Annotated in this window: 16 protein-coding genes; 10 read left to right on the plus strand and 6 right to left on the minus strand. The window is 50.8% G+C overall.

The window, feature by feature from the left end:
- Positions 1-36 precede the first annotated feature (36 nt).
- From KDM87_RS15695 to KDM87_RS15705, 3 genes are all read right to left on the minus strand, one after another.
- Positions 37-1,725 carry a GspE/PulE family protein gene (locus tag KDM87_RS15695; protein WP_212680045.1) on the minus strand — a complete coding sequence of 563 codons (1,689 nt, stop codon included), beginning with the start codon at positions 1,723-1,725 and terminating at the stop codon, positions 37-39.
- Between the two features lie 89 nt (positions 1,726-1,814).
- Positions 1,815-2,330 (minus strand): hypothetical protein, encoded by a 516-nt coding sequence (locus KDM87_RS15700; RefSeq protein WP_212680047.1) that lies wholly within the window; start codon positions 2,328-2,330, stop codon positions 1,815-1,817.
- Between the two features lie 284 nt (positions 2,331-2,614).
- The gene (locus KDM87_RS15705; protein WP_212680049.1) at positions 2,615-4,366 is read right to left on the minus strand and encodes a hypothetical protein; all 1,752 of its coding nucleotides are present in this window, start codon (positions 4,364-4,366) and stop codon (positions 2,615-2,617) included.
- A gap of 510 nt (positions 4,367-4,876) precedes the next feature.
- Here KDM87_RS15705 and KDM87_RS15710 point away from each other — a divergent pair.
- The 10 genes from KDM87_RS15710 to KDM87_RS15755 all read left to right on the plus strand — a co-directional run bounded on the left by KDM87_RS15710 (position 4,877) and on the right by KDM87_RS15755 (position 14,306).
- Positions 4,877-6,079, plus strand: a complete 1,203-nt coding sequence (locus KDM87_RS15710) for a type II secretion system F family protein (RefSeq protein WP_212680051.1) — start codon at positions 4,877-4,879, stop codon at positions 6,077-6,079.
- Between the two features lie 109 nt (positions 6,080-6,188).
- Positions 6,189-6,665: a type II secretion system major pseudopilin GspG gene (gene gspG, locus KDM87_RS15715; protein ID WP_212680053.1), complete on the plus strand. Its 477-nt coding sequence runs from the start codon at positions 6,189-6,191 to the stop codon at positions 6,663-6,665.
- A gap of 133 nt (positions 6,666-6,798) precedes the next feature.
- The gene (locus tag KDM87_RS15720) at positions 6,799-7,221 is read left to right on the plus strand and encodes a pilus assembly FimT family protein (protein WP_212680055.1); all 423 of its coding nucleotides are present in this window, start codon (positions 6,799-6,801) and stop codon (positions 7,219-7,221) included.
- Positions 7,222-7,224: 3 nt separating this feature from the next.
- Positions 7,225-7,683, plus strand: coding sequence for a PulJ/GspJ family protein (locus KDM87_RS15725; RefSeq protein ID WP_212680057.1), 459 nt, complete (start codon positions 7,225-7,227; stop codon positions 7,681-7,683).
- A 35-nt stretch (positions 7,684-7,718) separates the two neighbouring features.
- Positions 7,719-8,345: a type II secretion system protein gene (locus tag KDM87_RS15730; protein WP_212680060.1), complete on the plus strand. Its 627-nt coding sequence runs from the start codon at positions 7,719-7,721 to the stop codon at positions 8,343-8,345.
- Positions 8,342-9,364 (plus strand): hypothetical protein, encoded by a 1,023-nt coding sequence (locus tag KDM87_RS15735; RefSeq protein ID WP_212680061.1) that lies wholly within the window; start codon positions 8,342-8,344, stop codon positions 9,362-9,364. The genes KDM87_RS15730 and KDM87_RS15735 overlap by 4 nt, the downstream gene beginning before the upstream one ends.
- A 121-nt stretch (positions 9,365-9,485) precedes the next feature.
- Positions 9,486-10,598, plus strand: coding sequence for a hypothetical protein (locus KDM87_RS15740; protein ID WP_212680063.1), 1,113 nt, complete (start codon positions 9,486-9,488; stop codon positions 10,596-10,598).
- Between the two features lies 1 nt (position 10,599).
- Positions 10,600-11,241: a hypothetical protein gene (locus KDM87_RS15745; protein ID WP_212680065.1), complete on the plus strand. Its 642-nt coding sequence runs from the start codon at positions 10,600-10,602 to the stop codon at positions 11,239-11,241.
- Between the two features lie 3 nt (positions 11,242-11,244).
- Positions 11,245-11,787 carry a hypothetical protein gene (locus KDM87_RS15750; RefSeq protein ID WP_212680067.1) on the plus strand — a complete coding sequence of 181 codons (543 nt, stop codon included), beginning with the start codon at positions 11,245-11,247 and terminating at the stop codon, positions 11,785-11,787.
- Positions 11,784-14,306 carry a secretin N-terminal domain-containing protein gene (locus KDM87_RS15755; RefSeq protein WP_212680069.1) on the plus strand — a complete coding sequence of 841 codons (2,523 nt, stop codon included), beginning with the start codon at positions 11,784-11,786 and terminating at the stop codon, positions 14,304-14,306. Before KDM87_RS15750 ends, KDM87_RS15755 begins: the two co-directional genes overlap by 4 nt.
- 100 nt (positions 14,307-14,406) lie before the next feature.
- Here KDM87_RS15755 and pyrE read toward each other — a convergent pair whose 3' ends face one another.
- The 3 genes from pyrE to gatA form a co-directional block, all read right to left on the minus strand.
- Positions 14,407-15,072 carry an orotate phosphoribosyltransferase gene (pyrE, locus tag KDM87_RS15760; protein ID WP_212680071.1) on the minus strand — a complete coding sequence of 222 codons (666 nt, stop codon included), beginning with the start codon at positions 15,070-15,072 and terminating at the stop codon, positions 14,407-14,409.
- A 38-nt stretch (positions 15,073-15,110) separates the two neighbouring features.
- Complete coding sequence (gene gatB / locus KDM87_RS15765) at positions 15,111-16,577, minus strand: Asp-tRNA(Asn)/Glu-tRNA(Gln) amidotransferase subunit GatB (RefSeq protein WP_212680225.1); 1,467 nt, start codon at positions 16,575-16,577, stop codon at positions 15,111-15,113.
- Between the two features lie 127 nt (positions 16,578-16,704).
- A complete protein-coding gene (gatA, locus tag KDM87_RS15770; protein WP_212680073.1) occupies positions 16,705-18,159 on the minus strand; it encodes an Asp-tRNA(Asn)/Glu-tRNA(Gln) amidotransferase subunit GatA in 1,455 nt (484 codons plus the stop codon).
- Between the last annotated feature and the right edge of the window lie 8 nt (positions 18,160-18,167).

Below are 18,167 nucleotides of genomic sequence, written 5' to 3' on the forward strand. Positions count from 1 at the left end.
TCTGGTGTTCGTTGGTCTGTGCCTGGTGATCAGGGGTCAGGAGCCTGATAAACTTAGCACCTCATCCACTGTGGTGATACCTTGCCACACTTTCAGCATGCCATCATCCCGCAAAGAGCGGATCTTTTTACTGCGCAGATAATGAATGATGTCCGCTTCACTGACCTGGGTCAGAATCTGATGCTGTACCGTTTCGTCAATTTCGAATAACTCATAGATCGCCACTCGTCCAGAAAAACCAGTGTGATTGCATTGTTTGCAGCCCACAGGAGTGCGTAAATTAGGTTCCGGCACCAGTTCGTCACGCCACTCTTTGACGCCCTCCAGCAGCACTTTATGCGCTTCCAGTGAGACTTCCGCGGGAACAGCACAGGCCTCGCATAAACAGCGTACCAGACGTTGTGCCATCACCCCTTTCAGACTAGACCCCAGCAAGAAAGGTTCTATGCCCATATCCATCAGACGAGTGACAGCACCTGCAGCGCTGTTCGTGTGCAGCGTCGAGAATACCAGATGCCCGGTCAGCGCGGATTGAACAGCGATGGAAGCGGTTTCCTGATCGCGGATCTCACCGATCAGCACTACGTCAGGATCATGTCGCAGGATAGAGCGAAGAGCGGATGCAAAAGTAAAGCCTATATCCGCATTCACCTGTACTTGCGAGATACCTTGCAGACGATATTCAACCGGGTCTTCAACCGTGATAATTTTATTTAAACCATCGTTCCCGATATCGAGTGCCGTGTAGAGCGTGGTGGTTTTACCCGAACCGGTCGGCCCGGTCACCAGCACAATACCATTCGGCATCTTGATCCAGCGTTTAAATAGTGCGGCATGGTCAGGCATCATGCCCAGATCTTCGAGATGATAAGGCTTGCGATCCTGGCGCAGCAGACGCATCACCACAGATTCGCCCATCGCACTAGGCAATACCGAGACACGGACATCAAATACCTCGCTATTGACGCGTGCCGTCATACGGCCATCCTGTGGCAGGCGGCGTTCCGCGATATCGAGTTGCGACAAAATTTTGATACGGCAAACCGTAGCGTCAAATTTATCCAGCGGAAAGCGGCTCAGATCCTGCATCACGCCGTCGACCCGCAGCCGAATCGCGAATTCATATTCGCCTGGTTCGACGTGAATATCAGAAGCACGCCGTGTCACTGCCTGTGATAACACCGTATTGACCAGTTCGATAATCGGGCCTTCTTCCGCCAGTTCACGCAGATGCATGACGTCGCCGCTCATCGCCATCTTTGGTTCGCGGCGTTCCTGTGCGGCGTAGAAAGCCTCAAACGAAGACGGACGCACCAGCGCAAACCGCAAAGGCTTTCCATCTGCTGGTGCTTTTAAACGTAATACCTCCAGCACGCTCGCATTCAACGGCTCTTTGGATGCGCAGCACGTGACGCCGGTTTCTTCGTTATGCCAGATCATCATGCCTTGTGACTGACACCAATGCGGAAGAATTTCCCATTGGGTGATCGTGGCGTGAAATGTCGTTTGTGCCTGATGCAGTTCGTCATCGGTCAGCAGTGGCAAACCGGTGTAATCTGACAGGTGCTGATACAGCACCTCCTCGGATAAAGCGCCCATCCGTACCAGCAGCGCCGGCAGCGGAGTGAATTGCTCAAGCTGAAGCAGGCGGACATTATCGAGCACCTCAGCCGGAACGAGGTGATGGGTTTGTAAATACTGATCGAAAGATAATTTTGTGCTCATGGATCTGAAAGAGGAATACAAGCGGCAAAGGCAACGGGCTGAGAGGAAAACGGGCAGCTGATGTGCCTGCCCCGTAGTCAACAGGCAGCTTATTTGGTCGCAATTTTGATGTCATTGGCGACGCTGTACCAGCGCCCGCCAGCTTTGACCACCAGAAGTAAATCGGCGTTTTTACTAAATTTTGCCTTGATTTTTGCTTCTGCTTTACCTATGCCCGGTGTTGAGACGGCGGTGATGAACATCGGCTCTTTATCTGACGGCGTCTGGTTAAACAGCATGAAAAATTCAGTGCCCGGTATTTCGCTGACCATGCGTATGGTCATGATGCCAGCAAGCGCGATCGTGGGCGAGTCCAACAGCAGATAATCGGACTTTATCAGATTTGTTTTGATGACGGGAGGGCGCATCATTGCCAGTACGGCATCGACTGTACCTGCTTTCGTCATTTCCGGTATCAGGTCTTCGATCTTATTGAATATTTTGGCTGGTGCGGTCTGTGCTTGCACAGTCAGCGGAGTAACGCTAGCGAGCAAGTTGAAGGAATACAGGCTTAACGCGCAAAGGCAGCGGGACAAGTGACGAACAGAAAATTTATGCGCAGACATACGAATCCAGTAGTGAAACAAGAATAAAGCAGCGGTATCAGCAAAACATGACTCAACATACATCAGCCCGTGGTAAGCGCAAAGCGAGGCTGGCACCTGACTTTACAACATGAATTGTGGTGCTGAATCAGTTTCGTCATTGGAAACCGTGGTATTGAACAACATATCACAAAGAAAGCCAAGTGGTGAATTTGAGCATATATTAACTGGTGTGCTCAGGCATAAAAAAAGGGAGGCTTGCGCCTCCCTTTTTCATCAGTAGAACTAGTTAGTAATAACCAGAATTACTTAGCGATGTTACGTTGTGCATCTTGATCGTTCAATTGAGCATCCAATGCACGATCAGAGTTGACATCAAAGTCAACGCCTTGAGCGGAAGACGCTTCAATGAAGTTGCCGTTAGAACCGTTCAACAGGTAGTTCTGAACTTTCAACGCGCTAACGCCTTCAGCAGAGATACGCAGACGTTCACCCAAGCCACCGTTGTCAGTGATAGTCAGATCAGGTGCAGCTTTATAACCAGTACCGTTATCTACTGGAGCAGTCGTCAACAATGGATCGATCACTGCAGCAGACATATTTTTTGCTTCACGTGGTTGCAATGTAGCGATTTGACCCCAGCCACCGTAAGTACCGTTAGAGTGGATCAACTGACCGTAGACAGTTGCAACATTCGTTTCACTTGGATTGATGAGACGGATGTAAGATGTCCAGCCACCATTTTTGGATGTCGCATAGTTACGAACGTCAACTTTCACGCTGCCAACCAAAGAAGCCAGTGATCTTGTGCATGAGTTATTTTGTTCGTTCAAATATGTAGTGCCCGAATCAGGTGCTTTTGCCAAAGTACCAGTTGCTGAGAACGTAGATGATGGAATTGTTGTAGTACCTGGAACTGTATAAACAACATACAAAGGTGCTTGCAATTGTGCAGCAGTCAGTGTTGTTGACGTCAGCGTTACGCTGTTACCTGTTGTTGCTGTAACGGTTGCTGTTGCACCACCGACTGCAGTACCACCTGGGGTAGTAGACAGCCATACTGTACTATTCAAAGCGAAGCCTTGAGATGCAGTCACAACAACGTTGAAGTTTTTAATTTCAACCGCACCGTTATTATTTGCAAGAGCCGCTGCAGGTGTTGTAATACCTGCAGACGCAGGTGTGCCAACTGGCGTCAATGAGTAGACTGCATTACTACCGGAGTCAGAGCCATTTGCATCTTGAGACAGTGTAACAGTACCTAAGTTAGCTACTGTAGTTGAAACAAAACCGTCAGTTGCTGGAGCTACTGCTGCGCCACTTGCACGGAATTTCGTGTTTTGAGTAGAAGCATCTACACGCGCGAGGTTTGTAGAAGCTGCTGCTAATTTCACAGAAATATTAGTCGGGAATGTGAACAACGTGCCGTCATTGGTGCTACCAAAACGTTTGTGTTCATTTGCAGAGTTAATATTTGATACGTCATCTGCCTGGGATGTCGAAGTTACATTAGCAAAGTGTTTGAAAGAAATGCCCAGAGTAGGAACGCCATTTTCGCATGACTTAACGTCGCCAACAAAAGTACGAAGACCAGCTACTGTAGCAGCAGCAGAACCGGCTACTGATGTATCGTTAAAGCGAACGGCTGGCGTAACGTAAATAGGCGAACCAGCTTTAACAGTAATGTTTGCATACAACACTTTACCATCTGTGCTCAGTGCTGGAGTTGTAACTGTATAGTTTGTAGCAGGAATCAATGTACCTGTGTTATCTACCAAAGTAATTGCGCTTGCAGTGCCAGCGGAATTAAATTTGATCGTAGCTGGACTAGCCGGCAATACCAATTGAACTTGGAAGGTTTGAGCGACCAAAGATGCATCAACGTCGCCAGCGAAACGATAAGAAACTGGAGGAGCAGCTACAGTCTGAGCATCGTTGACGATAACTTCGTGAGCGATAGCAGAAGATGAAGATTGGATTTGACCTGCGGAAGCTACGTTAGCAGCGAAGGCAGCAACCAGGCTAGCCGCCAGGATACTTAATTGTTTTTGTTTCATTTGAATAGCCTCTCTAGAAAAGACATTAGATTGTTACGTAATAAATGTACAACGTACGTTTGCTACAAGTACTTGTCATACGAGTACTCATATGACTAGCCGATGAAGATTAAAACATGTTTTTTCAATTGCAGCAAGTTCCCATGTGCAGTTATGTCGAAAATATAACTTTCTCTTCTCTCGCCAGGCATATTCCTAAGATCGACAACGATATAATACGTAGCGGCGTGATTCTGCGCTGTGTTTCTTACGTTTGTACACATGTGTGTTGTGTATAGGATACACTTCCGGACATTAAGTTTGATTCATTCCGGATTTTGGCTTGCTTTCTCATTCTTTTTTTAATTGGGGATGTTGTAAGGCGACCCTGAGTGGGGCGCTGTTACGAGTTTCACTACTGTTGTATTCCGTTGTCTTATACAATCCGTGCACATTCGCTGCGCCATGCCTTTTCAGCCTGGAACGGTTTTTTTCGCTATATATATATGCTGAGTTTTTTAAGTTTCCCTTATGCCGGAATTTCGTTATCAAGCTACTGACGCGCAAGGCGCCGTGGTGAAAGGTGTGCTGACTGTAGAAGATCAGACTGACGCGATGACGCAATTGCAACGTCGCGGTTTAATGGTGTTTGAAATGCAGGAAGTCGCTGCTTCCCGCCGCAGCCGCATCGCGCAGCCCAAGCGCGCCGGTCGCGATGCCATATTAGTGGTGCTGCAGGAACTCGCTACTTTACTGGATGCAGGTGTGACACTGGCAGACGCAGTAGAAAATGTTGCCAGGGGGTATCAGGATTCGCCACTGGGTCTTGCCTTTAATAAAATCTATTCACAGCTGCGTGGTGGTATTGCTTTCTCTAAGGCCTTAGTCGATGCAGATTTGCGCCTGCCTAATTATGTGGTCGAGCTTTGCCGCGCCGGTGAATCCACTGGTAAATTGGCGGGTTCTCTGCGTTCTGCGGCAGAGCAGCTGGAATTAGAACAAAACTTCCAGCGCGAGGCACGTAATGCACTCATTTATCCTATGGTGCTGATAGTTAGTGGTTTTTTGGCAACGTTGCTGGTGTTTGTTTTTGTGGTGCCGAAGTTCGCCAATATTCTGAGTAATCCGAAAGCGGATATTCCTGCGGTTTCGCTGTGGGTACTGGCGACGGGGATGTGGCTGACAAAAAACAAACTGTTGCTGGGTGCGTTGCTGGCGGGTGTCGCCGGTAGCGCTTTCGCTTTGTTGCGTCAGGAGAAAGTGCAGCAAAATTTATGGAACTGGGCAGCAGGTTTGCCGGTCATCGGTAGCTGGATTATGCATACGGAAATGGCGCGCTGGAGTTCTATGTTCAGTGTGTTGTTGCAAAACCATGTTTCGATACTGGAGGCGCTGGCGCATGCGCAGAATGCTTTGCGCGGTGACGTGTGGCGGCAAAAAGCAGCATTGATTCTGAGTGATGTCCGAGGTGGTAAGACGCTGGCGGAATCTTTGCAGTTGCATCAGTTTATTGATGCAACCGGTGTAAATCTTGTGCGGGTGGGCGAACGTTCCGGTGCTCTGGGTAAGACGACTGCTTCACTGGCGCAGATGCATCGCATGCACAGTCAGCAGCAGATGCGCCAGTTTTTAATTTTGCTGGAGCCTGTCACTATTTTGCTGGTGTCGGTGGTATTGGGCGGCATTATGATTTCGGTCATGCTGGCGATCACCAGCCTGACGAATGTGATTTAAGGCAAAGGCCGGCATCGTCCGCCCTGACCGGGGCAGATCGCTGTCATGTACTCAGTCACTTATATTGATTTTATTTTTTAATACGAAGATTACTTTGAAAGGTTGTGCTATGTATCGCAAGCAACAATTACAAACAGGGCTGCTGAAGAAACACGCAGGTTTTACGTTGCTGGAAATGCTGGTGGTGATGGTCATCATCGGCTTGCTGGCGGGTCTTGTCGGGCCGCGTATTTTTGGTAAGGTCGATACTTCCAAGGTACAGACCGCACAAACGCAGATCAAGATGTTGGAAAGCGCTCTGAATATCATGCGTCTGGATGTGGGGCAGACGCCGCCGCAGGATCAGGGCCTGCAATGGCTGGTGACTGCGCCTCAGGACCCGACGCTGCAATCCTTGTGGAAAGGCCCGTATATTGAGGGTTCCGTGCCGGTTGATCCGTGGGGAAATCCTTATCAGTACAAAACTCCTGGCGTTGATAACAAGGCATTTTCAGTCTATTCGTTTGGCGCTGATGGCAAAGCTGGTGGCGAGGGTCTGAATGCGGATATCGGTTTAGGGGCGAATGCCGCACCGGCGACGAAATAAGCGATATCGTTACTCTGAAGCGCTGCGCCAGTTTATTTTGTTGCTGATTTTGTTGAATCCTTTGTATTCTCTATTCCGTATGTACGGGCGATTCGCTCGCCGCCTATTACTCCCTCCGCAAACGGTGGCGCGAATGTTACGTCCGGCAGCGGCGCGTGAACATGGTTTTACGCTGATAGAAATGATGGCGGTACTGACGCTGGCGGCATTGATGGCGGGTGTTGCTATACCTGCCATGCAGCGTTGGTTTGAGTCTGTCTCTGAGCGGGCGCAACTGACGGAAGTATCGATACAGTTCCAGCGTCTGGCCTCGAGAGCGGCTTTATTATCGCAAACCGTGAAACTCGATAAACAGAGCTGGAATACTAAGTTGAATGACGGCGAACCTGCATTGAGTCTGCCCGAGGGCTGGACTGTCAGCAGCGACAAGAGCGTTATTTTTTATCACAGCGGTGTTTGTGCCGGCGGCGAAGTTGATCTGACCGCGCCGCAAAAACGCCAATTGCGACTTATGATTGCGCCGGTGTCCTGTGATGTCAGTATTGTCAAACGCTAATCCATGAAGAGTCTCCGTTTTCAGCGTCATCATTTATCTACCGGACAGCAAGGTTTCAGCTTGCTGGAGATGATTGCTGCGCTGACGATTCTCACGATAGGTTCTGTCGTGTTGTTTAGCTGGCTGGGACAGACGATGGGACAACTGACACGGTTTCAATTGCAGGAAACCGAGTCCATGGCGCGCATACAGGCGGTGCAGTTCTTGTCAAATCAGAATCCGGCAACGGCGCCTTCGGGTAAGCAGTTATTTGATCAGTTTTATCTGGAGTGGACTTCGTCACCCATATCTGAAACGCGCGAATCTGTCTCTCCTATGGATGGACTGGGCCTGTATCAGATTACCTTGTACAACGTGCAGTCTAAGGCATTTCACCATGATGGCCGTGAATGGTTTACTTTTTCGGTCAGGCTGGCGGGTTATAAGCAGGTTCGTAAACCAGCAGCAGAAAAGCCGTTTTAATTGTGAAAATGATTTTCCCTGAGCGTTTATTCAGAATGACATCCCGAGCCGGTTTGCAGAAGCAGGCAGGGTTAACTCTGATTGAATTATTAGTCAGTCTGGTGATCCTGGGTTTTGTGGTTACCATTATGTCGGGCGCTTTTTCCCAGATGGCGCAGGTAGTCAGAATTGCCGAAAATGTCAATGGCAATTTTCAGGGGCAATGGGTCAGACTCAATGCGCTCAGGGATTTGGTGGCAAATTTAACTTTGCCTAAAAACATCGAAAAACCGTTTTCCGGTAATGATACTGGCTTTGAAGCCTACACTCTGGCGATGCCTCAGAGAGACTGGGGGCAGGTGACTCTGGCAACGGCGACGCTGAAACCGAATACGGATGGCGGTACTGACTTGTTCGTCAGTGCTGAAAATGTACCACCGCTGATCGTCGCTTCCTGGAAAATGCCGGTGGTGATGGAATACCAGACGATACAGGGTGCGACCGAATCTGTCTGGCCGCCGATGTCGGGCAAGGCAGAGGATGCTTTGCCGAGAGCAGTTGTGATTCGTGCAAAATCAGGTGAGCAGCGTGTCCAGATGTTGGCGGTATACGATGGTATTCGGAAAACAGAAGCCGATGGAACGAAGGCTCTGGAGAGTTTGTTGGGAATAGGATCGAAATGATCGCGTATCGCATACGTTCAACGATGGAGCAAGGTTTTGCGCTGGCTGCCGTGTTGTGGCTGCTGGCAGGTTTTACGATACTGGCAGCGATGATCAGTCAGTCTAATCAGATACTGGCTGAACGCCAGGCAAAGCTGAAGCAGCGGGCCGATGCGGAGCAGGCATTTTTGTCCAGCCGCAGCGAGGCGTTGTTCTGGATATCCACCAGCCGTGCCACGAAGGATGGGTTTGGCTGGCCGGGAACATATTTGCAAGTGGATGGGCGTGGCTATGCGGGTGCTGAAAAAAGTACAATACAGTTGCAGGATATTAAAGGCTTGCTGTCTTTTAACCGGCCAGACCGGGTGAAGCTGGCGCGCTTACTGGTGGCATGTGGCGCTGCGGAAGCAGATACCGATGCACTGATTGATGCGCTGGAAGATTATCAGGAACCTGGCAAGCTCAAGCGTGTCAATGGTGCGAAGGATTTTGAGTATGCTGCAGCGGGTATGCCACCACCACGGGGTGCACCATTACTGGCGGAGCCTGAAATCTGGCGCGTCTTTGGCTGGGCAGCACTGGAAAAAAGCTGGACTGAACGGGGCTGCTTCGAGGATGTCACGGTATTCGGTGACAAGTCTTTCAATCCGACCACCGCGTCGCCGCGTGCACTGGCTGCGTACGGCCTTACCGCAGAGCAGGTATCCGAGGTTGAACAAGAGCGCGTCAAAAATGAATCGACTTTAATCAACCGGATACAGCAGGCAAATGATGCCGGTGGATTTATGGGCTTCGCGACGAGCAGGGCGCCATCTAGGACTTTGCGGATCACGCATACCGCGCCGGATATGCCGTGGGCTCTGAGATATGAATTAAAAATAGCAACAAATGCAGAGGGCGTGCCGTGGTACATTTTTTCACCACGCAGATTGCCTCTGGCATCGGTTATGATACCGGCTGGTCGCGCCGAATGGCCGAGAATTGACCAAATATCTGAAACGGACAAGAATGCAATTACGCAACCGATTTTACCTTTCTGACATTGCTGAACCAAAAGCAAAAGAAATTATTGCAAAGCAGAATGCGCGAACTGCCTGGTTCAAGCCGCTTTGGATTTTGCCAAGATCATGGTGTGTGACGACTTCGCTGCAGGCGAAGGGCGTGCCCTCTCACAAAACGCAAGCTTTTGTCCAATTACATTTGCATCGTCTGGCTCCTTTTGCTGACAGCGGTGTGTATGCCTGCCGTTCCGGTGACTGGGTACATTTATGGTTTTGGGAAAACCGTAAGGTCAGGGAGATCTGCGAGAAGCATGGCCTTGATATCAATCATATGCAGTTTGCACCGGAAAGCGTCTGTTTCCCTAAGCGCAAAGACGGTGCTGTACTGATTCAGTGTCAGCAAGGTGTGGAAGCACAGTTATGGCATCAGGGTTTATTAGTTGACAGCGCCTGGTGGCCGGAGCGTGTCAGCAACGATGAGTGGCAGGCTTGGCGTCCGGGCTCTGCGGCAATGACAGGCGCACTCGCGCAGATAGCATCGTGGCCGGAACAGGTGCCGGCGCATGTGCAGTTATCCGAATCCAGTCTGAAAGATCCGGTCTATCGTCTGGCGGAGCCATGGGCACGCAATCTTCTGGGCGTGCAATGGTGGCATGCGCTGAAAAATTTCCGTGGTGATGTGCTGGCGGTGATCGCTGTGGTGATACTGGCTTCGTATGGTGCTTATCTCGGAGCGCAATGGTGGTCAATTGATTCGCAACTGACATCGACCGATCAGGAGATCGAATCTTTGTCTGCCAAAGTCGAACCGATCAATACTGCCCGCAGTCAGGCAATGGCCTTACAGCAGTGGACCACGAAACTGGCGGCCTTGCGCAGTCGCGATGAAGTCAGGGAGTTGCTGAAAAACCTGCGTCCATTATTGCAGAAAGAGGATGCTGCTCTGCGCGAGTTTGAATATCAGGATGGCGAGGTGCGTCTGATGCTGGTTCCGGTGAACACAGAGCTGAATATCGTCGGTGTGACGCAGGACCTGGAGTCGATGAAATTGCTCAGCAATATACGTCTGTTGCCGGATAGCGATGCCCGGCTGATGAAAGTATCGGCCAAAATGGCGCCGAAAATCGTGAAGCCGGAGAGCATTGCGAGCGAAACGCCACAAGCAAAAACAATGGCGACGCCGGCAGCACCTAAATCAACAGAGCAGAAAAAAACAGAACAGATGGATTCTTCGGTAATACCGCGCAGCGGCAAGCGGGAAAAGGGCGAATAAGATGCAAACAGGTGAACGTTTCTGGCAATTGGTTGGTGCTGCCATCTTCATACTCTGCGCTTACAGTCTGGCAGAATTATTCGATAGTAATGCTGCCCGCCAAAAGCAACTGGCGAATCAGCAGCAGTTGTTAGTGCGTCAGCAGGCGGCGTTAAAAGAGAGTCGCTGGGATCAGAAGCTGAAGGACGCTGAGCGTATTCAGAAAGCCTGGCTTGCGTATCTGCCGGCTGAAAAATCTGCGACTTTTGCCAAAGCACGTTTATTGAGTGACGTGCGGCAACTGGCTAAAGACGCGGGCATTGTCGGCGTGACCGTGTCAGCGCAGGATGCAGAAGGCGGTGAGAAGACCGACGCAGCGTTGACCAGTTATGGTACTAAGAGTGCTCAGGATAAGACAAAGAGCAGCCTGCCATCGGGTGTACAGATGATTAAAGTGACCCTGATCGGCCGTTTTGATCCTACGCCTTTCGGGCGTTTGCTCGATACGCTCGAAGATCAGCAGAAATTTACAGTTGTAGAACGCGTGCTGGTACGCGGAACGCAACTGGAAGTGAATATACGCTGCTATTGGCACCTGGATGCGGGAGCGGATCAGTCAGTTGCAGCCACGACAGATGCCGCGCCGCTTGCGAAAGGTATCTGAGCCATGAATATGAAGTTTAATTTCAAAAAAATATCGAGGCAGCAGTTGCTTGCTGCGGGCGTGATTCTGGCCGGTGTTATAGCGGGGGCTGTTGCCGGTTTTTTCTCAATTTCTACTGCCAATATGGTGCAGCAAAACAGCGCAGATGAGACGGCCCAGAAAGATGCCCCGTTTGTCTTGCCCGCTGCCCCGCCGGAAAAAAAAGCAATTGTTCCTGTGAACGAGGATGCGACACCGCAGGCAGCGAAGAGCGCGCAAAAAGCAGAAGAGGAATTAGCGGATCAGCGTATGTGGGAAGTCACGGCGAAGCAGCCATTGCCACCGCGTAAAGAACCTATGACGCCGCCACGCTGGCGTGTGGTCGGTATCACCTCGGTAGGATCAGTAAAAAGCGTATTGCTATTGTTCGAAAATCAGCCAGTTACAGAGGCGAGAGGAATCGGAGATAAGCTTCCTGGTGGCGCAAAAATTGTCGACATCGCTCAAGACCATTTGAAGATTGTGCTCAATGGTCAAACTATGAAATTGAATTTACGTAAGCAATGAAAAAATTTCCTTTTGGCCGTCAAGGCAATAAATCTTTGTACGGTGCCTTGCCCGTCTCTGCACTGGGGCTGATGCTGGCACTGAGCGGATGCGCGGACACGAAACTGCTTGTTCCTAAACGCATCGACTTTGAGCGCAGTCCTCAGACGGATACCGCTTCGTTGCTTGGCGATCAGCAGATGAAACGCACCTATTCTGAGACAGACACACCGAAAATGCCGGCGACGATCAGCGGTGAAAAACGGGCTGCACAGGATCAGCCTGCTCCTGCTGGTGGCAAAGCGGATCTGACGGTTTCATTCGATCAGATGCCTTTACCTACTTTCATTCAGGCAGTCTACGGCAGTGTGCTGAAGGCAAATTATTCTATGGACGGGGCAGTGGCGGCGCGTACCGACCTGGTGACTTTCCATATTCCACAGCCAACGACGAACGCTGAATTATCACGTTTATCGCGCATGCTGCTCAAGAGTTACGGCGTGGCTGTTCAGGATTTCGGTGGTGTGATTCGCATGGTTCCGGACAATGCTTCCAGTAGTTATTCGCCAGCGATACGACGCGGTCGCGCTAGTCCGGAAACGCCGCAGAGCCTGCGCCCTGTCTTTCATTATGTTGAGCTTGATGCGGTACGGGTCAATGATTTCAGCAGCTTGCTCAAAACCATGTTCGGCGCCAAAATTCAGGCGACTGACGATCTGGGTAAGAATGCGATCCTGATCAGTGGCCAGCCAGACGATGTGGCCGCGGCAATGGAAGTCATACAGGTATTTGATCAGCCTGCTATGCGCGGTCAGCGCACCAAGCGCGTCAGTCCAGTTTTCTGGACCGCTGAAGAATTCAGTAAGCGCCTGGTGGAAGTGCTCAGTGCGGAGGGGTATGCCGCCAGCACCAGTGTCAATTCCGGTTCGCCAATTCTGATATTACCGATTCCTCCTATCAACAGCGTGATTATTTTCTCTTCGTCTGAAAAGATATTAAATCACGTTTTGCAGTGGTCCAAAGAACTGGATAAGCCTTCTGAGAGTCAGGCCGGGGGTGCCTTTTTTACCTACCCGGTAAAATATGCTGACGCTCAGGCACTGGCGAAAACCTTGTCTGAACTGATCGGTGGTTCTACCTCATCCACAGTACCCGCAGCCACCGGAACCGCGGCAACTGCGGCGGCAACCGCGGCGGCATCAGGAAATCGCGGTGGCTCTAAAATTGTTGTCAACAATGCGACTAACAGCTTGATTATTCAGGGTGGTGGTGCTGATCAGTATCGCCAGTGGATGGCATTATTGGCTGAGCTTGACAAACCGAGCAAATCAGCACTGATCGACGTGATGGTGGCCGAAGTGACCGCCGGAACCAGTAATTCGCTTGGTGTTGACTGGAGTGTAAAGAATGGCACACCGCTTTCTGGAACTTTGCCGATCAGTAAGCTGGGCTCCAGTGGTTTGGCATTCAGTTTTTTGAATTCCGCACATTCCATGCGGGCCGATGTCACCGCATTGGCGAGTAAGAGTGATGCGCAGATTTTATCCAGCCCTAAGCTGATGGCCAGAAACGGTGAGACTGCAACGATACAGGTAGCAGATGAAGTGCCAATTTTGACCAGTACCACCACGACACCGGGTGTGCTCACTGGTTCTACAACCACGAATACCGTTCAGTATCGTACGGCGGGTATGATTTTGAAGGTACGCCCTATTATTAATTCCGGCAGCCGTATCGATCTCGATATTTCGCAGGAAGTCAGTAATGTGAAATCACTGACCAGTGGCGCGATCACATCTCCAACGATTGGTACCCGCAAAGTAGATACCAAACTGACGCTGCGTGACGGTAGTACGGTGATGTTGGCCGGGTTAATTTCCAACGACAACAATTCCTCCGATGGAGGCGTACCTTTATTGAAAGACATACCGGGTATAGGTAGTTTGTTTAAGAACGAAAGCATGAATAAGAATAAGAAGGAATTAATTATTCTGATCACGCCTTATATTATCAACGATGATTTTGAAGCGGAATCGATCACCAATGCTTTCCAGTCGACGCTGGGTGATTGGGCGCGGGATTTGAAATCAAATGCCGATATGAACCGCTTGCGTCGTTCAACTAATCCGGAAAATACAAAATCGGCGGTAGAATTTTCTGCTCCGGTGCGCGATACAAAACTGGTAAATCCAAATACGGAAGTCATGTCGGCACCTGGGTCTCAGGAGGTCGCACCGACACCTGCAGAGTCGTCCGCAACTACACCGATGGCACCGGCAAAGGACGCGCCGAAGAAACCTGATGCAGATGAGCTTGGTGGTGTGATTATGAGTAAGCCGGTTCCTGCTCCAGTGCAAAATCCAGCATCAACGACAAGTGCAGCCGGACAGGAAAAAGCAGGGGCAAAAACAGCGGCCAAACCTGCACCGGTCAACAAGCCTTCGAACGTTGTGATGCCTCCGATTCCGGGTGCGAAACTCGTTGAAGATCCTGAGCTTCTGGAAGAGTTGCGCCGTGCAGCTGGTTTACCAAAGCGCTAATCTGAAGTTCTGGAATGAAGCATATAAGTAAAAAAGGATGCCGTCTGGCATCCTTTTTTATTGCAGTGACTGTGGATGGCGTCTGTCGGTAAGATCAGCGTCAGATGGCTCCGTAACGCTGGCGGTAGACGGCAACAGCATCTTTGTGCTGAGTCAACTGAGCGTCAGCACCTGCCGCGGACAGATAGTCAAACAAGTCATTCAGGTTGCCGATAGAGACGACAGGCATGTTGTAAGCCTGGCTGACTTCTTGCACCGCGGATTGAGCAGAGAGGGCGTCATCCTTACCGGAGCGTTCCATACGATCAAGTGCGATCAACACGGCGCATGGAGTGGCACCTGCTGCGCGTATCATTTCCACTGATTCACGTACGGATGTACCCGCAGAAATCACGTCATCAATGATGACGACTTTTCCTTTCAGTTCGGCACCAACAATCGTGCCACCTTCGCCGTGGTCTTTGGCTTCCTTGCGATTGTAGGCAAACGGCACGTTGCGGCCGCGTGCTGCGAGCGCGACGGCAGTCGCACTGGCCAGCGTGATGCCTTTGTAGGCGGGGCCGAACAGCATGTCAAATTCGACGCCGGAGTTAATCAGGGTGTCCGCATAAAATGCGGCCAGTTTGCCCAGATTCGCGCCATCATTGAATAAACCGGCATTAAAAAAATACGGAGAATTACGTCCGGCTTTGGTGACAAAATCACCGAAGCGGATAACGCCGGCCTTGACTGAAAATGCAATAAATTCTTGTCTTAAATTGCTCAAAATAATCTCACTTGATAAAACGGGGATAGAGCGTGCGATCAGCCCGCAAGTTTTTTCTTCAGCAATTCATTCACTTGTGCCGGATTGCCTTTACCCTTGGTTGCCTTCATCGCCTGACCGACCAGCGAGTTGAACGCTTTCTCTTTACCGGCGCGGTATTCATCCACCGATTGCTGATTCGCTGCCATCACTTCATCGATAATTTTTTCGAGCGCACCGACATCGGAAATTTGTTTCAGGCCTTTTGCTTCAATGACCTGATCTGCCAGATTGACGTCTGCCGATGGTGCCTGCCACATTGCGGCAAACACTTCTTTAGCGATTTTGTTCGAGATGGTGCCGTCCGCAATACGCTGCAACAGGACTGCCAGTTGCGCTGCGCTGACAGGAATGGCGCTGATCTCAACACCTTCGCGATTGAGTGTGGATGCCACATCGCCCATCATCAGGTTCGCAGCCGGTTTTGCCTGAGCAACACCTGCCGCTTGTACGATCGCTTCAAAATAAGTTGCGATCCCTTTTGATTGGGTCAGGATGGTGGCATCGTATTCAGGCAGGCCGAATTGCTCAATGAAACGCTGACGCATTGCTGATGGCAGCTCTGGCATGGTGGCACGCACTTGTTCGACCCACTCACGGCTGATTTTCAGTGGTGGTAAATCAGGATCGGGGAAATAGCGATAATCCTGTGAGTCTTCCTTGCTGCGCATAGAGCGTGTTTCTTTGCGGTCAGGATCATACAAACGGGTTTCCTGCACCACGGTGCCGCCGTCTTCGATCAGTTCGATCTGACGACGGACTTCGATGTTGATCGCTTCTTCGAGAAAGCGGAACGAGTTCAGATTTTTGATTTCGCAACGTGTGCCGAATTCTTTTTGTCCGACCGGACGTACGGAAACGTTGGCATCGCAACGGAAAGATCCTTCCTGCATATTGCCGTCACAGATATCGAGCCACATCACCAGCGAGTGCAATGCTTTTGCGTAAGCGACCGCTTCGGCGGCACTGCGCATCACGGGTTCAGTGACGATTTCCAGCAAAGGTGTACCGGCGCGATTGAGGTCAATGCCTGTCATACCCTGATAATCTTCGTGCAGGGATTTGCCTGCATCTTCTTCCAGATGCGCGCGGGTCAGTTGGATTACTTTGACTTCGGACTTCCCATCTTTTTCAACGACGCATGAAACTGAGCCACCCTGAACGACCGGGATCTCAAACTGACTGATCTGATAGCCTTTTGGCAGGTCAGGATAGAAATAGTTTTTGCGGGCGAAAATTGATTCCGGCGCGACGACCGCACCAACCGCCAGACCAAACTGGATCGCTTTTTCTACCGCACCTTTGTTCATCACCGGCAGCACGCCCGGCAATGCCAGATCAACAGGGCTGGCCTGGGTATTGGGTTCTGCGCCAAATTGTATTGAAGAACCACTGAATATCTTGGAGTTTGTTTTGAGTTGCGCGTGCGTCTCAAAACCAATAACGACTTCCCATTGCATAATCATTCCTTGTTTCGTTGTTGCATGTGGTGTCAGCAAATGCGCGACACACTTCATCCATCAATCGGATGCTGCCGTTGGGGCTGGTTGATGTACCAGCGGCAGCAATGTTTGCCTATTACTTTTATGCCGCTTATTCCGGTGCGCGCTGATGCCAGTCAGTGACTTGCTGATACTGATGCGCGATATTCAATAAACGTGCTTCATCAAAGTAATTGCCTATCAGTTGCAAGCCGACCGGACGTTTTGCATTTTTGTCGCCCTGACCGAAACCGCAAGGGATGGACATGCCGGGCAAACCGGCCAGACTGGTCGATAAAGTAAAAATATCGGCCAGATAGTTAGCGACCGGATCATCGGATTTGGAACCCAGATCCCATGCCACAGTTGGCGCCACCGGTCCCATAATGACATCGCATTTTTCAAAGGCTGCGGCAAAATCCTGCGCAATCAGGCGGCGGATTTTTTGTGCCTGCAAGTAGTAGGCGTCGTAGTAACCATGCGATAACACATAGGCACCGACCAGTATGCGACGCTTCACTTCTTCACCAAAACCTTCGGTACGCGATTTTTTGTACATATCGTTGAGGTCTTTGTAATCAGCTGCGCGGTGTCCGTAACGCACGCCATCAAAACGACTCAGATTGGAAGATGCTTCTGCCGGAGCGATAACGTAATACACAGGAATCGAAAGCTCGGTTTTTGGCAGGGAAATATCCACTAAAGTCGCGCCGAGTTTTTCATATTCGGAGAGCGCCGCCCGTACCGCCTGTTCCACATCCGGCGCCAGACCCGCGCCGAAAAATTCTTTCGGCACACCAATGCGCAGACCCTGAATTGATTTGTTCAGGTCGCGATTGAAATCTTCCGGTTTGCGATCCAGCGAGGTGGAATCTTTTTCGTCAAAGCCGACCATGGCATTGAGCAGCAGGCCACAGTCTTCGGCTGTCTGGGCCATTGGTCCACCTTGGTCGAGAGATGAGGCAAACGCGATCATGCCGTAACGGGAAACGCTGCTGTATGTGGGTTTGATGCCGGTGATGCCACAAAATGCGGCGGGCTGGCGAATCGAGCCGCCGGTATCCGTGCCCGTGGCTGCGGGTGTCAGCCGCGCTGCGATCGCGGCAGCAGAACCGCCGGACGAGCCGCCAGGAACGGCGGTTTTATCCCATGGATTTTTGACTGCGCCGAAATACGAATTTTCATTCGCCGAACCCATCGCGAATTCATCGCAATTCAGTTTGCCCAATGTGACCATGCCTGCTTCAGCCAGTTTTGTGACGACCGTTGCATCGAACGGACTGACATAGTTCTCCAGCATGCGGGAGCCTGCGGTCGAGCGCAGATCTTTTGTGACAAAAATATCTTTATGAGCAATGGGGATGCCTGTCAGCGCTGTCGCATCGCCTTTAGCAAGACGCGCATCGGCAGCGGCAGCCTGTTGCAGCGTCAGTGCGGTATCAACGTGCAGAAATGCATTCAGATCACTGGCCGCGATACGTCGCAGAAAGTGCTGTGCGAGTTCAGTCGCAGAAATCTGCTTGCTGTGCAGCAGTGCGGATAATTGGGCAAGAGTTTTGGTATGCATAGAATCTT

Source organism: Cognatundibacterium rivi, assembly GCF_018139565.1.
GTDB classification, from domain to species: domain Bacteria; phylum Pseudomonadota; class Gammaproteobacteria; order Burkholderiales; family Burkholderiaceae_D; genus Undibacterium; species Undibacterium rivi.

Coding starts and splice junctions, on each gene's coding strand:
- KDM87_RS15695 (WP_212680045.1), bottom strand. CDS start 1,725: ATGAGCACAAAATTATCTTTCGATCAGTATTTACAAACCCATCACCTC.
- KDM87_RS15700 (WP_212680047.1), bottom strand. CDS start 2,330: ATGTCTGCGCATAAATTTTCTGTTCGTCACTTGTCCCGCTGCCTTTGC.
- KDM87_RS15705 (WP_212680049.1), bottom strand. CDS start 4,366: ATGAAACAAAAACAATTAAGTATCCTGGCGGCTAGCCTGGTTGCTGCC.
- KDM87_RS15710 (WP_212680051.1), top strand. CDS start 4,877: ATGCCGGAATTTCGTTATCAAGCTACTGACGCGCAAGGCGCCGTGGTG.
- gspG (WP_212680053.1), top strand. CDS start 6,189: ATGTATCGCAAGCAACAATTACAAACAGGGCTGCTGAAGAAACACGCA.
- KDM87_RS15720 (WP_212680055.1), top strand. CDS start 6,799: ATGTTACGTCCGGCAGCGGCGCGTGAACATGGTTTTACGCTGATAGAA.
- KDM87_RS15725 (WP_212680057.1), top strand. CDS start 7,225: ATGAAGAGTCTCCGTTTTCAGCGTCATCATTTATCTACCGGACAGCAA.
- KDM87_RS15730 (WP_212680060.1), top strand. CDS start 7,719: ATGACATCCCGAGCCGGTTTGCAGAAGCAGGCAGGGTTAACTCTGATT.
- KDM87_RS15735 (WP_212680061.1), top strand. CDS start 8,342: ATGATCGCGTATCGCATACGTTCAACGATGGAGCAAGGTTTTGCGCTG.
- KDM87_RS15745 (WP_212680065.1), top strand. CDS start 10,600: ATGCAAACAGGTGAACGTTTCTGGCAATTGGTTGGTGCTGCCATCTTC.
- KDM87_RS15750 (WP_212680067.1), top strand. CDS start 11,245: ATGAATATGAAGTTTAATTTCAAAAAAATATCGAGGCAGCAGTTGCTT.
- KDM87_RS15755 (WP_212680069.1), top strand. CDS start 11,784: ATGAAAAAATTTCCTTTTGGCCGTCAAGGCAATAAATCTTTGTACGGT.
- gatB (WP_212680225.1), bottom strand. CDS start 16,577: ATGATTATGCAATGGGAAGTCGTTATTGGTTTTGAGACGCACGCGCAA.
- gatA (WP_212680073.1), bottom strand. CDS start 18,159: ATGCATACCAAAACTCTTGCCCAATTATCCGCACTGCTGCACAGCAAG.